Genomic DNA, 13,976 nt, shown 5'->3' on the forward strand with positions numbered 1-13,976 from the left:
GGAAAAGATAGTTGACACTCTCCTATCAGAGCTTAGCTTGACGGGAGATTCTTGTATCAGTTTAACAGTTTCAGTACCATTCCTAGAAAAGTTGCCGACAAATTTTCTTGATAGAAAAGGATACTTCCACAAGAAATTCGCTCTTGTTTTTGACAACCAGCTATAGTTGATAATTAGATAATTCTTGGTTAGCTTCCCTGGCGAGAGTTTTCCGTAAAGAGATAGGTGCAATTACTTCTCCATTTGGTCGCCATTCGCGCAAACGCATCAAAACGTTAATATCTTCGGTGCGTATCCAGGCTTGGTAGTAAGCATCGTTAGGATCTCGTTGTAAGATTATTTTAATGATTTCTTGACACTGTTGGGGGTCAGAAATTTCTCGATTAATTAATGATCCTAAGTTGCTATAGTCAATTGCTTTAAAAGTTGGATGTCGAAAAGTATTTTCCACGTACCAACGTGCAAATTTAGCTGGAAAACGCAAAATTAGCAGTTCGCAAGGAAGATAAAAGTTAAATCCCCAAGCTTCGTCTAATTTATGCTTGATGTATTCGGGAGTAGGTAATTGATGGTTATTTTTTAGTTGTTGAAGAGGTCGAGGAATTTGGGGATCTTCCCAAGGGATGATTTTTAACTGAGGAGAAACGAAGCGATCGAGACGATAGTTGTGCCAGCCTATTTTACCATCGGGATTTTGTCCGTAGGCACTGAGATATTTGGCGCGGCTGAGGTAGTGTAAACAAACAGGATAAGTGGTGACGGTGATTTTGGTTTCAGTTTTGGCTACCCAAGTTTCAAACTGAATAACTCCACCGGAGGGATGATGCCAAAGTTCTTCAAGTTGTTGTTGATAGTTATCTACTTGGTCTTGTTTTTCAGAGGTAAGAATGTAGTTAAGGTGAATAAAAATACGCTGTTTTGGTTCTTGGTAACGTTGTTTTGGTATAGTTTCTGTAAGTTGTTGCCAAAGTGAGTCGATGGCGATCGCTAAACTTGGTTGAATAAATGAAACTGATTCTAACACGCGCAATAGTTCCCAAGCTTGGTTTGTCGTAAGCCGATCGAGTTGCAGTTTCGTCTCAAGTGGAAGAGGAGGAGTGGGACATTCTTCAACAGGTATGCAACGATATTTCCCTTGGTTGGGAATTTGTAACCAACCGAGTTGAGACAAATGTTTGAGGTCGTCGCGGAGGGTACGATGAACGGTAGCAAAAGGATGTTCTTCGAGATTTTGCTGTAATTCTACTGAGGTTAATCCAGTCATCGAGATTACTTCTGTTTGCCATTGTAAGGTATTCAGGTTGCTATGGTGAGCAAAAAGTAAATCTGACATCGACTGATGACAGATACATTTATGGTCCCAACAACGCTGAGTCATTTCGGCTGCGGTTAGGCGATCGCTGGTAGGATGACTAGAGGCGAAAAGAATTTCCCGTAGTCGCGGATAAGTGAATGTTTGCGGTAATTTACTCGCCCAATTAGTTTTTTCGCTATAAAGTAAGTTTACCAGCTTCCACAGACGCACCGAACGTTGCAAGCGGTTTGCTAGTTGTCCTGCGGCTAGCCATTGTAAGATTTGTGGTGTTGGGAGATAGCGATCGCTCAATTTTTTGTCAAGTTACTGAGATAGTTCAGATCGATTGTAGAAGATTTGAAGCTAAAAATCTCACATTTTTTTAGGAAATCTTTTTGATAAATTTAACTTTCTTCGGTTTTTCATTATTAAGTTCTATAATTTCTACTTTAACTTTCTCACCTACTGCTAAATTATCATACTCTCTCGGTTCTTTTTGAGAGAGTTTAATTGTTCCATATATTTGGTAGGTTACTTTGTTCCCTTTAGTTTTATTAGTTATCTCCGCTTCAATAATTTGTCCCTCAGCGAAACCTACCTCCTCTAACACTTCCGCAATTTTTGCTTGACGAGTAGAAATATTCTCCGGAATGTTAGACTGTTCAATTGATCCTTTTAATTCTCCTAGAGGTACAGAATTTTGGTAATATTTAGTTAAGCGAAATGCCCAACCGAGAATTTGCAGCATCACCTCAACATTGTCTTGATACCCTCGCAGATTTTCGCGACAAATTGCTTCCATACTACGGTAATAATCAAGAGTACGCCCACTATGACCAATTTTACGTCCATTTCTAGCTAGAGTTTGGAGATAGTCGAAAAAATTTTTTCCAGCATTCTCCTTATTTTGGGAAAAGCGCAAATACGCGATCGCCTTTTTTAACTCATTCTCATCCACCTCTTTTAAAACTAACTTTTGCGCCATATTGTGAGCAACTTGCCACTGAATTTCGTTTAAATCTACCGTCATCATTTAATATAATCCTCTAGGTGCTTCCCGATTTGTCGGATACTGCAAAATTTTCTGAACTTGCTGTAATTGTTCGGCGTGAATTAGTTCCTGATGTGCTGCTTTAATCGCCTTCTGCATATATTTATCCAAATCTTGACCTATCATTGGTTCATCTGAAGAATTATATGTGAGATAGCGCGATTTCATAGCTTCATATTTATCTAATTCTGTCACCTCTGTTGTCATTGTACCCATCCCAATTGGCTTACCACCACCTACTTTTAAAGCCAAAGGATTCTTCGTATCTTGTCCCAGAATAACCAACAAAGTCCCTAACTCCGCCAAAGTTAAATTCTTAAACCTTAACTTAGTCGTAAACAGCACTTTTTTCCCAGCCTGTTGTACCGGAATACCTTGTTGTTTTCCCGCATCAATAGCTTGTTGAGCATGATAGTAAAACTTCCGTCCCGGTGGGTTAAAATACTTTTTACGTTCATCAGGACGAGGACGATATAAAGAAGGCATAAAACCGACGCTATTAGCAACTTCAACACACTCCGCATCTGTAAATTGTATCAATCCTTGCCAATCTAATGCACCAAATACCCGACTAGCAGGACAAAGGTCATTAAATACCCGACTAGCAGGACAAAGACGATTTTTATTTTGACACGGAAGATGTTCTCTCGGAATTTTATTTTTATATTTCTTAGTTACAACTGCTAAAGTGCTATTGGTAATTGCTTCATAAACTGAACGAACTACTCCTTTCAAAGAACTACCTGGAATTAGTAACTTTTTACCGTCACTTTGCATCATTTCCTTAATTAGAGAAATTCCATTTTGTCCGATATCTTTCCCCATCACTACTACCCCAGTCGCAACGTGCAAAGCAGTTTCTACTGTTAAATTTAACGACAAACAGCCGTGAACTCTGTCAGCCGAATATTTATGCTGTCCCGCAGGCTTTTTTAACTGAGGTTTTTCCTTGGGGAAAGGAACTATTTCGTAAGGTTTCGGTGAAATATTTTGCTGATTATTATTCATGATTTTTTCCTACACTCTGAAAGTTGTTGTAGTGCGATTGTCTCGCCCGCTAATTTTGCTCATTTAGGCTATTTATTAACATCAACTAAGCTATAGTCAGTGCCACAAAATGCACCGTCTTTGTCTCAGTATCTAGAAAATAACGTTGTGCTATGTTAACGTTACCAACATCAACTACTTTTGGCAAGCGTGTTTCTGTTGGGGGATAAACACGCCCAGGTAGCTGTTGATACTCCCATTTTTTTCCTATTAATTGAAATCCAGTTTCTTCATTTTTAGAACTCAACACCAAAACATTGAAACAATCTTTTTTCCACTGCCAACGCAATTCTCGCACTGAATCAAACATCTGTCCTTCGGGAGAAAGTTTGTCTGGTAATTCAGTTGCAAACTTACTAATTTGATGCGCCCAGCGAAAACAATAGTAACTCGATTCAGTTGCAAATTGAAGCAACAAGTTTTTCAATTCTGCTTCCGTCAAGTTATCGCATTTTCCCACAAAAGCATTCACGCTGCTACTCCTTATAATTTACGTCGCCAAGCTTTAACTGACCGATTAAACAAATCTTTTACTTGAACTTCTCCTTGCCAAATTAATTGAACACCAAATCCCAAATCCATATCTGTTGCTGCTATTGGCGTTTCTTCTTCTTCATTAGTAGGAAAACCATAGCTATTTGCTTCATCTATTTCTAAGAAAGCACCTACCCCTAATAATTTCGTGTTCGACCATTTTTTAGTACCTCCTAAAAGACAAATTTCATCGTCTTTTATCTCACAACCAGGATATTGGACCACAGCCGAATTTAACTGCACTTCTACTAAACCCAAACCGCGAGATTTAGCAAAACCAATCCCAAACCAACCTTCATTCAAATCTCGCAAAACTAAACCAATTAATCCCAATTGTGCTAAAGTAAAATTCTTGAGATGAATTTCCGTTTTAAACTCACCTGCCGTACAAACTTCGTAGTTAAAAGGTCCCACAGCAACCGAACCAAACATTCGGTCAATTGCGACGCCGTTGCGTTCTGATAATTTTAGCTTTTTCACGTCAACAGGATAAGCATCTTTAATTCTAATTCTACTTGCGATCGCTGTATTACCAAACATTCGATCGGTAAACGAAGAAAGACGATAAACATCCGGTGGTTCTTTCTTTTCCAAATATTTATAATCGTCATATAAAGGATCGTTCGCCCATAATTCTTGAGGATCTTTTGGGCGTTTATCTTTTCCTACGGTGCGAACAATTCTTTCTGCATGGGCGCGAATTGCACCTTTTAACGAACTTCCAGGAAGATAAACCGAACGTCCTCCCGGATGATAAGTTTCGACAAATTCCATGTCTGGTTTTGTCGGGTCAGCGCCTTCTTTGCCTGATTTAATTAAAATTGGAGTAAGGGGAGTTAAAGTAAACTCAATTTTGCAGTAGTTAACCAGTCTTTTGTGCATAATTGTAATTTTTGGTGAAGGTAAATCAAAATTGACAATTGCTATTGCTAAACTGCTGTAGCTTTAGGATCGGGGATTTTGCTGTTTAAATACTCAATTAATTTTTGTATCCAACGATCTTGATAGTCGGTTGCATTTTTGTAAATATCAGAATCTTGGTTAACCAATTTTCGTAGATACTCTAACAATAATTCCGGATGTCCTTCTACATCTATCCAGCGCATTTCTTCTATTTCTAAACGAACAACTCCCAAACCGCGAGAACGTCCTCCACCGAGGGGTATTTGTTCGGTTTCAAACTGATGCAAACCTATGATTAACATTCCTAGTTCCCATTCTGCGGCGTTTTCTACTACTGCTTGAAACTCAAACAAAGTTCCTGCGGGAATAACTTGAAAGTCGTATAATTTTCCCTCAGCCGCAGTTTCGGTATCTCTATCGATTGCGACTCCGTCTCGTTCCTGATATTGACCGAACCAAGTGTCAGGTTTGACGGTTAAATCTCGTACTTGAAATTTACTTGCTAACCAAGGTGAACCAAACAAATGCGATACTAGGTCAGTTTGGTTGATAATTGCGTCGGTAAGTAGGCGATCGTTGTTATATTGGTCTTTGAGTTCCTTCATCTCTGAAGCAGAAATTGACCATTCATTCTCATTAGCTGGATTAGCAACTAAATGGCGATCGCTACCTAGTATACCTCGTAAAAAACTTTCCAGACGCGATCGCAGCGCACCTTTGAAACTTGCACCCGGTATCAACGGTTGTCCGTAGATATCTTTGATTACTGGTAAATCTGAACCAATCGGTTCCATCGAACGTCCCGCACTAATCCGTAAAGCGGTTACTGTTACTAGCGTACCACGAATTTCTAACCGATTCTTAAATACATCAAACATAGTTAATTTCCTCTCTTAGTAAGGATTTTTATTCACATCTGGTTCTTTTCCATACCGATGTAGTAATAAACTACCTTTTGCAGAAGTACAGCTAACTCGCAAACCTTGCGTTACCCGAAAATGTTCCATATCTCCCTTATTTACATATTTGTCGTACTGTATTCCTCCATCTTTTTTCAAAATGCTAGTATCGCCGTTTGATTCTGCTAATAAATAAGAAACTTTTGCTAAACTTTCTTGTAGTTTAACTTTTTCCTTTCTTTCGCGAATCCGATTATAATCTTCCCGAAAACTATCTTGATATTCTAAATAAGGAAAATCGAGTAATTTTTCAGCAAGTAAGTTTTCTTTACATTGATTCCAGATTAACTGTCCCCAGCTTGAAAGTGTCATTTTTCCATCTACTTCTCCCAGTAAAGTTTCGGGAATTTCTTCCGTTTCTTCTTTCGTCATTCCCATCCCTGCATCTAGTAATGCGAGTTGGACTGTGTATGGTGCAACTAAACTGTTATCTACCGCTATTGGTAAGCGAGGAATTGCGATCGAATCGGAACCTTTTCCTTCAAAAATGTAAATTATTTCATCTGCATAAAACATTCCAATTGTATTCAAGTAACCCTGCAAACTTTTGAAGCCACCGACAAGGTTGAAACAAACTTTATATTTGTTTTCTTTTAAAGGTGGTATTTCTTTGTCTAACCAAACAATTAAGTCGTCTATCCCTTCAGAAAAATTAAGCGTACTTTTTGTAGATAAACCAGGGGGTTGATAAATACTAACATTAACTATCCCATTTTCTTGTAAAAATGTTTGGACAATTTCTGCTGTCGCTTTTCCTTGGGCTGTATCGGTAGCAATAAGATAGTGAATATCTTCTTTTCCTGACAACAGATTATCTTGATAAATTCCGTAAATTCCATTTAATTCTGCACTTGCACCCCGAATAATTTCTGTTTTACCTGTTGCTAGTTTTTCTTTTGCTCTCGATTGTAAAATTTTGATAATTTTCTTGACTTCATCGTCTAATTCTGTATCTAGAAAATTGGCTGTATTTGTTAGTGACTTAAACCAATTTGTTTCTTTATTATCGCCACGATTAATTTGTTTTGTCAGTAAACTTGTACCGATAGTAGAAATAACAACACGATTCATAACTTTATCCTCTTGTGAATTTTCAATATTTTGTGAACTTAATTTTGAGAAGACTTTGTTGAATTCAAATACTTAAGACAACGGGAACCGTAGCCGAGGTAACGGCGAATTAATTCGATGTAAACTAGATTTACTTCAGAAGAATCAGCTTCCTTAGCAATTTTTTCGGCGGCTGATTTAATTTGAGTATCGATATCTTTAATAATCCTTTCTGCTAAAGAATTTTTACCTCGTCCCCACTTTTCTTCTCTTCCTACTTGGTAGCGAAGAAAATTTTTGATTACTTCGGAACTTTCGGTAGTTTCTGCTACTCGTAACAAGTTCCGAAATTGCGACTCTTCTAAATCACCGTAAGAACTTTTATTGTCTAAAGCTTTTTCTATCCATTGAACTAAATTATCTTCAGTTTGGCGAATACCTTTTTGGATTTTTAGTTCAGTTTGCTGTTTGCTTAAGTTCATGCTGGATTCTCCCGCAATACTAAATGAAATGGGTGACAAATTATTACTTGTCCGAAGCCTTCAGTGGTTCGTTTTCCTACGCCTGTTTGGGATATCTTTTTTAATGTAGGTAGCCAAGTTTGTTTCTGAGTTGTACTAAAGAGATATACTCCTCCTTTGTTAGTAACTAAATCAATGTCTTTCATTAAACCCCACGCAGCATTCCACCCGGAAATATAGTCGTAACTGGTATAGGCTGTATGTAAGATTAATGAGGAATCTTGGATACCTGTAAATTCCGACAACATTTGAGGGGAAATTACTGTTGTCCGCAACCAATTTTCGGTCAGAATAGCATCCGATTGTAAGTTGATAGTAAAGTAAGTACGCTCTTTTTGCCAAGGTTGTTGCGGTTCGCCAAAAATACCCCAAGTTTGCCAACGTTGTTGCAATTTTTGATTAAATTGTTCTAAACGAGATTGCAGGTTACTGGTAAATTTTGTAACGGTTGCTTCGATTTTGACTTTTCCTAATCCTCGTGAAGTCGCCCCACCAAAGCGAAAGTTTTGTTGGTTAATAAATTGGGCGAGAAGATTAGCCAAAACATCATTGTCAACTATAATTTTGCTACGATAAACTACTGGTTGCTTTTTTTCTCCTTGAGTTTCGTTGAGAACTTCTAAGCTATATAATACTTCTTCCTCTGAGGTTGCCCGTCGGCGGTTTATTCCTACGCGAGTTAACAAACGTTTACTTACTGAATGAGATTGATATTTTTTGCCTAATTGGGTGTAAAAACCGCTATAAGGTTCGACTCTTCCTTGGTCTTTCGGACAATTTGGGTCGTAAGGAAAATTATAAGCTTCGGCGCAAAAGCGGTCAATTAAAGTATCGAATACGCCATTACCTTTATCCCCAAAACCTGGTTTGGTTTTGGAACTAACCGCAGTTGCTGGTAAGACGAAAACTTCTGAATTTTTCTCGTTATTGCTGGGATAAGCGTTATGGAAAATTGCGGCTTTTTCGTCGAGAAATAAGCTTTGGAAGTCGCCCCCATTTGCGGACAAATCTTGGTTGTCTACTTCAGCATAGCGTAACATGACTCCCGCGATCGCGCCCCGAATTACTGAACCAGGTATGTAATCTCTGGCTTCGCTAACTGAACCGGGTTTTTTCTTGCCAATTGCTAAGGGCGACAGGGCGGTAATTTTTAGTTCTATTTGTTTCATTTCTCACCTTTTAACAAAGTGAATTATTTAGCATTTACTGATTTTGATTTTTGGGAATTAACTTTTGCCAAGTTGTTTTCTCAATTCCCCAATTATCTTTTTGATAATCCCATTTTAACCATCCTAAACCGACTGATTTTGAACCACCAAGGGCGTTGATATGTTGCAATCCTGCTAAAACTAAAGCTTTCCCGATATCCGCATCTAAACCAGGTTGTGGTTGCCAAACAATTGTTCCTTTAAATTTTAACTTGGCATTAGCTGGTGACGTTTCCAGAAAGTAAAGTTTTTGGTCTTCTGCAACTCGGCGACGACGATTTATGGTTACTCCTGGACGCAAAACTTCAGGTAAGTTTTCCGGGTTTTCTTCACAAATTAAGTCATCAATAATTAGGCGCGAAGGTAAGGCGGGATTGCCAAAAATTTGACAGATAATGCAATGATATCTTTCCTCACTGGAAACTTGATATTCTCGGCGGTGAAATTGCCTTTTTTCAGGGTCAGAAAAATTTGCCCGTTGAGGACACATTGTTTGTGGATTAGGAGATTGACAAACTTGCCAACCTAATCCTCTGGCTAATTTTTCGCATTCGTGACGCAATCTTCCTTTGAATTGGGAAGCGGGAATAAGTAATTTTCCTGCGGCAGTTCGCACAATTGGTTTATCGGCTAAAGAACCAGAAGAACCACCTGCGCCGACAGATAATGCTGTTTCGATTGTAGCAGTAATTTCGCTTATTTCAGCGCGACGATTTAATAAATTTTGTAACTGAATCATCGGTTTGTTTCCTCAGCAACGAGTTTTTCTGTTTCTTTTTCAACAAAAGGATAAATATCTACTAATTCTTGCCAAATTGTCTCATAAGTTGAAGGTTGCTTTTCTTGATTTAATTCTTGAGAATTTTCTTTTTCTGGGACAGGTTCGAGAAACATCCAAGGTGCTAAATTACCGTTGTTTTTGGGGTCTTTTGGTGGACACCAAGCTTGCTCAAATTTTTCTTCTAATAGTATTTGCTGATTTTTCTGTAATCGAACGCGAAAATAGCGATAGTTGAGGATTGCTGTATGTTTACCGTGGGCGAGTAAACTACGAATCTGATATAATTGCGATCGCGGAAATTTTGACTCTTGCAATGCTTTGGCTGTTTCGATAACTCCACCCAGTTCGTGTAAAGTATAAGGTGTCGCGTAAAGTTTCAGTCTCGGTTTATCAGGTTGCTTTTTGATTAAGCCTTCTTCTCGGAAGCTTTCTACATTAGAAGAAATCATCGTAACAGATTTTAAAGTGAGGAAATCAACCGTACCACCGTAGTAATCGTAATTCTTCAGTAATTTGGCTTTTTTCTTGGCTGATTTAAGCAACTTACTAGTTAAGTTTTCGGCATAATAAACTGGTGTATCATAAGCAATAGTTAAAACTCCGCTAGACATACTCAATTGACAATGAGAATCTGTAGCTAAATCTGGTCGATAGCGATGAGTTTTCTTTAAATTAGTTGATGTATCTTCAGAGAGATTATATCTTTGTTTGCTGATTAAAATTCGTTCAAATTCTTCGCCGATAGTTTTGGCAATATCCAAAGCTTGATTCGCTGGGACAATTAGCAAAACGTCATCGCCGCCGATAGTAATAATCTCAAACGGATGTACCCAAGTTCCCTCGCGATTTCGCGATTCTAACTTTCTTAAATTATTCAATTTATGGGGTTGGAGATGTTCCCGCAATGCGTAATAAACTGATTTTTCAGTTGCTTCAAAAATATCGTGGCTAAACTGTTGATACTCTTCTGGAGTTTTAATCTTTTGGATATAGCCGCCCATATTATTACCGTCGGCGTAGATAAAGCTAATATAACCGTTACTTGCATTCCCAATTTCTTCTAAACTTAAAGCCTCACTCACCTCATTTTGTGCCACATTTCTGTAGTAATTATGAGGACTTTCTCTCAAAAAGCGAGTAAATTTGTTCGCCCAACTTTCCACTTCTCCTGGTTCCCAAGTAAAAGGACTTTGGCGATACCAATTTTGTTCTTTATCTTGCTTCGCTCTTTGTCCCATAATCCTTTTCCGGGCTAAATTCTCTGAAAATTCCGGTTCTCCTGGTAACTTGGTTTTCACAACTGCCGAAGCCCGGTCTCCTTCTTCTCGAATTAGATAAGGATGTGTTTCTAACATCGGTGGATAGCGACGGCTGGGTCGATTTTCTGTATCGTTTCCACTGCGTCTCTGATTAAACTGCGTCGCTAATTTACCCGCTAATTCATTAAAGCTTTTGCGGTTAAAAAATTTGGTAACTATGTCGGTTTCTTTTTCTACCTTGCCAAAATAAGCTTCTACAAGCGGATGCTGATATTCCCGGCGATACCAATCTAACCACAGTGTTTTTGGCAGAGGATTTTGTAGCAATCCAAAGCGAAATTCTAGCAAGCGAAAAGTATCTCCAACCGCACAACTATTTGCCGTAATTGTTTCAGTAGTGTAGCGTTTTTCGATCGCATTAGCTAAGTCATTAACATAAGCTGCCGGACAAAAGGCGAGAATATTTCCTCCGGTTGAGTAGATAATTAATTCGGGAATTAAAGCTGTCCTTAACTGAGGAAATTCTTCATCCAACCAGTCTCTCAGTCGCTGATAATCTGCTTGTAAACCTTGACTCAATTCTGATTCTGGTTCTTCTTGGCAAATTTTTGGTTCTTGGTTAAAAAAAGCAGGCAAATCAATTAAATTAATTCGATCTAGTAAGGCAGAAGCGCCACGAATGTCTGGTAATTTAGCAGAAGTAAAGACATAACCTTTAATTTTGGTTGCGCCGCCGTAAACTAAACCAATAGGAGTCGTTTGCTGAGATAATTCTGGGTAGTCGTTCTCAATCTCACTAACTTGGTTGGGATAGTAATCTGAAGGAATTGCTTGTAATTTTTGGATTTGAGAAACAAGCTGGCTAACTTCGAGAACTTCTTTTCCTTGGGCGAGATTTTGCCGCATTTTTGCTAACGTCTCTAAACTCTGCTGCGGTTCCCGCTTCTCTCCCCAAGCGAGACACCAAGCTAAGGCGATGGTCATGTTTTTGCGTACTTCTGACATATCTGAGTCACCAGCGATCGTTTTGTTTTCTATTATAACTGTTGCGTAGAAAGGGGGTTTTCTATAAACGATCGGGAAAGGAAATCTTCCTCGACACAATTATTTCAACTGCCGACTAGCAAACCAGACACTCTTTCTAACAACTCTTTTGGTAACGTTTTCGTTTCACCGCAAATCCAAGGACCCGCAGTCATCTTTAAATATGGTTTCTCTTGAGTGACCATTTTCACATCCGTGAGAATACTGAAAATTTCTGCGATCGGGAAAAGATTTCCACGGTCATGACAAAATTCATGCCATTTTTCAATTTCCTCAGCTTGGGAACTAATAATCAAATAATGGCTACAAGCCTCCAGTAATGGCAGTTTTTCCGGTTGTACCATTCCGCCCACATCGACGATAACCAAAGCCTTCTGTCGCCGCAATTCCAGGATAGCTTGGGCGTGATAGGGAAAAAAGCGACTACTTAACTGTCCCTTATTCGCCGCCTTAAATCGTTCAATCTCCTCCTCCGTGGCGTCTTCCCCCAACTCTAAAACATAATTTCCTTCGCCATCCCAGTGGGCGCGTTGGAGATATATGTTAGGATTTTTTAACAATAAAGCTTGAAATAAAGCATGGGAAAGAACACTTTTACCACTATTTGGCGGACCGACTATCAGCAACGCCGGACACAAATCTTCGGTAGAATGTTGTCGTCCGTTGCTGACAGTTATCGGAATCACTTGACCAACTTTCAAGTCGCGAGAGTGAGTTGCCGTCACTACCGCCCCCAGTCTGGGGTCATAACAGGCGATCCAACTGGTGGGATGACATTCGTGAGTTAAGTAAGAATACAACCAAATTGGAGCGCGACCAGAAATGACTATCCCCCCGCGAAAGTTGATATTTGTTGGTAATTCTAAGTTGCTGATGTCTTCTGGGTCAATAATTCGGTCGGGTGCGGTTAGTTCGATAGTGAGAACTTGGTAGGAAAGATTTTCCCAGATTTGCGGTTCGCTGAGGTTTAGTTTTAAGGCGGGGTTGTTCATTTTTCGCGGGGAATGTTGCTGTTGCTATTATTACCCAAGTTTTCTGGTTTGTGGTTTCCTTCCCCTTGTATCGAATTACATTTTCTTGTCTACTCCCGAACTGGCGATCGCTTAAAATTATCTACAAATTCTCATAAAAGCATCCCCAATGCTCCTTGAACCATTGGGGATGCTTTTGCTCCTCAAACTTTGGGGGACTTTAATTAAAGGTGAGAGCAACAATTCTTTTCTTAAATCTCATCCCAACCGCTAATCCCTGACGACATAACATAACTCGTAACTGTTGCCTCAAAGAAATTCGATTTAGTATTACCTTCTTTTTTGGTATCAGAAAAACGTTCTAAATGAGTATAAGGGCTTTTCTGATATTTTGCTTCTTTGTACAACGAGTCTAAGCCAATTGCCCGCAACCTAATATTTGCAAGATACTTAGTGTATTGCTCGGTACTTTGTTCTGTAATTCCCAAAATATTATTGCCAACGATATGATTTGTCCATTGGCATTCGTGATTCACTGCTTGGTCAAACATTTCGTAAATCGTGTCTACAGAATGAGGAAATACTTGCATCGCTTCTGTCACCACTCGTTGATACAAGCGAACGTGAGAAAGTTCATCTCGATTAATCAGTTTAAACACATCTGCACTTCCAGGCATCAACATTCGAGAAGCCAAATTGTAGAAGAAAATAAAGCCGTTATAAAAATACATTCCTTCTAGTAAATAATCGGCAATGAGAGCAATAAAATAGTTTTCCTGTGTCGGATTAGAAACATATTTTTGATACAGTTCTGCTACGAATTGACAGCGACTAAACAGTACTTTATCGGTTCGCCAAAAGTCATAAACTGCATGACGTTGTTCGGGGGGAATAATACTTTCAATTAAGTATTGGTAACTATGATTGTGCATGGCTTCTTGGGAAATTTGCTCGGACATACACAAGCTAATTTCTGGGGCTGTGATGCTGCTTTTGATGTGAGGAATATTGCAAGTTTGTACTGAGTCTAAAAAGGTTAAATAACTCAAAATTCCGTTATAAGCATAGCGTTCTTGTGGTGTCAGATTCCAGTAATCAACAACATCTTGAGTTACATCTAGTTTTTGTGGAATCCAAAACTGTTCTCTCATTTGCATATACAATCCCACAGCCCAAGTATAACGAACGTCGTTGAGTTGCATGAGGTTAGTTGTTTCGCCAAACCACATGGTTCGATGAGCGATATCATCGTTACCTTGGGGATTAAAAATAGGGCTGATGGGCATTGTCGCGGTTTGAACGACTAGATTGGAAATTGGGGAAAAGGAAGTTATATTTGACAATTCTTTCATGA

General features: G+C 38.9%; 13 protein-coding genes. All 13 read right to left on the reverse strand.

Features of this window, described 5'->3' with window-relative positions:
• Window positions 1-160 precede the first annotated feature (160 nt).
• Window positions 161-1,606, reverse strand: coding sequence for a TIGR03985 family CRISPR-associated protein (locus G3T18_RS15450; RefSeq protein WP_224411464.1), 1,446 nt, complete (start codon window positions 1,604-1,606; stop codon window positions 161-163).
• Between the two features lie 70 nt (window positions 1,607-1,676).
• Entirely contained in the window at window positions 1,677-2,327 is a 651-nt protein-coding gene (locus G3T18_RS15455) for a hypothetical protein (RefSeq protein ID WP_224411465.1), read from the reverse strand.
• The gene (locus G3T18_RS15460) at window positions 2,328-3,353 is read right to left on the reverse strand and encodes an RAMP superfamily CRISPR-associated protein (protein WP_224411466.1); all 1,026 of its coding nucleotides are present in this window, start codon (window positions 3,351-3,353) and stop codon (window positions 2,328-2,330) included.
• A gap of 85 nt (window positions 3,354-3,438) precedes the next feature.
• Window positions 3,439-3,864, reverse strand: coding sequence for a hypothetical protein (locus G3T18_RS15465; protein WP_224411467.1), 426 nt, complete (start codon window positions 3,862-3,864; stop codon window positions 3,439-3,441).
• An 11-nt stretch (window positions 3,865-3,875) separates the two neighbouring features.
• The gene (locus tag G3T18_RS15470) at window positions 3,876-4,808 is read right to left on the reverse strand and encodes an RAMP superfamily CRISPR-associated protein (protein WP_224411468.1); all 933 of its coding nucleotides are present in this window, start codon (window positions 4,806-4,808) and stop codon (window positions 3,876-3,878) included.
• A 47-nt stretch (window positions 4,809-4,855) separates the two neighbouring features.
• Entirely contained in the window at window positions 4,856-5,707 is an 852-nt protein-coding gene (csx7, locus tag G3T18_RS15475; protein ID WP_224411469.1) for a type III CRISPR-associated RAMP protein Csx7, read from the reverse strand.
• Between the two features lie 15 nt (window positions 5,708-5,722).
• Window positions 5,723-6,859, reverse strand: a complete 1,137-nt coding sequence (locus G3T18_RS15480) for a CRISPR-associated protein (RefSeq protein ID WP_224411470.1) — start codon at window positions 6,857-6,859, stop codon at window positions 5,723-5,725.
• A gap of 38 nt (window positions 6,860-6,897) precedes the next feature.
• On the reverse strand, window positions 6,898-7,320 hold the full coding sequence (locus G3T18_RS15485) for a hypothetical protein (protein ID WP_224411471.1): 423 nt from the start codon (window positions 7,318-7,320) through the stop codon (window positions 6,898-6,900).
• Window positions 7,317-8,528 carry a type III-D CRISPR-associated RAMP protein Csx10 gene (csx10, locus tag G3T18_RS15490; protein ID WP_224411472.1) on the reverse strand — a complete coding sequence of 404 codons (1,212 nt, stop codon included), beginning with the start codon at window positions 8,526-8,528 and terminating at the stop codon, window positions 7,317-7,319. Before csx10 ends, G3T18_RS15485 begins: the two co-directional genes overlap by 4 nt.
• Before the next feature lie 34 nt (window positions 8,529-8,562).
• Window positions 8,563-9,306 (reverse strand): RAMP superfamily CRISPR-associated protein, encoded by a 744-nt coding sequence (locus G3T18_RS15495; RefSeq protein ID WP_224411473.1) that lies wholly within the window; start codon window positions 9,304-9,306, stop codon window positions 8,563-8,565.
• On the reverse strand, window positions 9,303-11,612 hold the full coding sequence (cas10, locus tag G3T18_RS15500) for a type III-B CRISPR-associated protein Cas10/Cmr2 (RefSeq protein WP_224411474.1): 2,310 nt from the start codon (window positions 11,610-11,612) through the stop codon (window positions 9,303-9,305). The genes G3T18_RS15495 and cas10 overlap by 4 nt, the downstream gene beginning before the upstream one ends.
• A 104-nt stretch (window positions 11,613-11,716) precedes the next feature.
• Window positions 11,717-12,643, reverse strand: coding sequence for a CRISPR-associated ring nuclease Crn3/Csx3 (gene crn3 / locus G3T18_RS15505; RefSeq protein WP_224411475.1), 927 nt, complete (start codon window positions 12,641-12,643; stop codon window positions 11,717-11,719).
• Between the two features lie 230 nt (window positions 12,644-12,873).
• Window positions 12,874-13,974, reverse strand: a complete 1,101-nt coding sequence (locus G3T18_RS15510; RefSeq protein ID WP_224411476.1) for a ribonucleotide-diphosphate reductase subunit beta — start codon at window positions 13,972-13,974, stop codon at window positions 12,874-12,876.
• Between the last annotated feature and the right edge of the window lie 2 nt (window positions 13,975-13,976).

The sequence above is a fragment of the Oscillatoria salina IIICB1 genome, assembly GCF_020144665.1.
Taxonomy (GTDB): domain Bacteria; phylum Cyanobacteriota; class Cyanobacteriia; order Cyanobacteriales; family SIO1D9; genus IIICB1.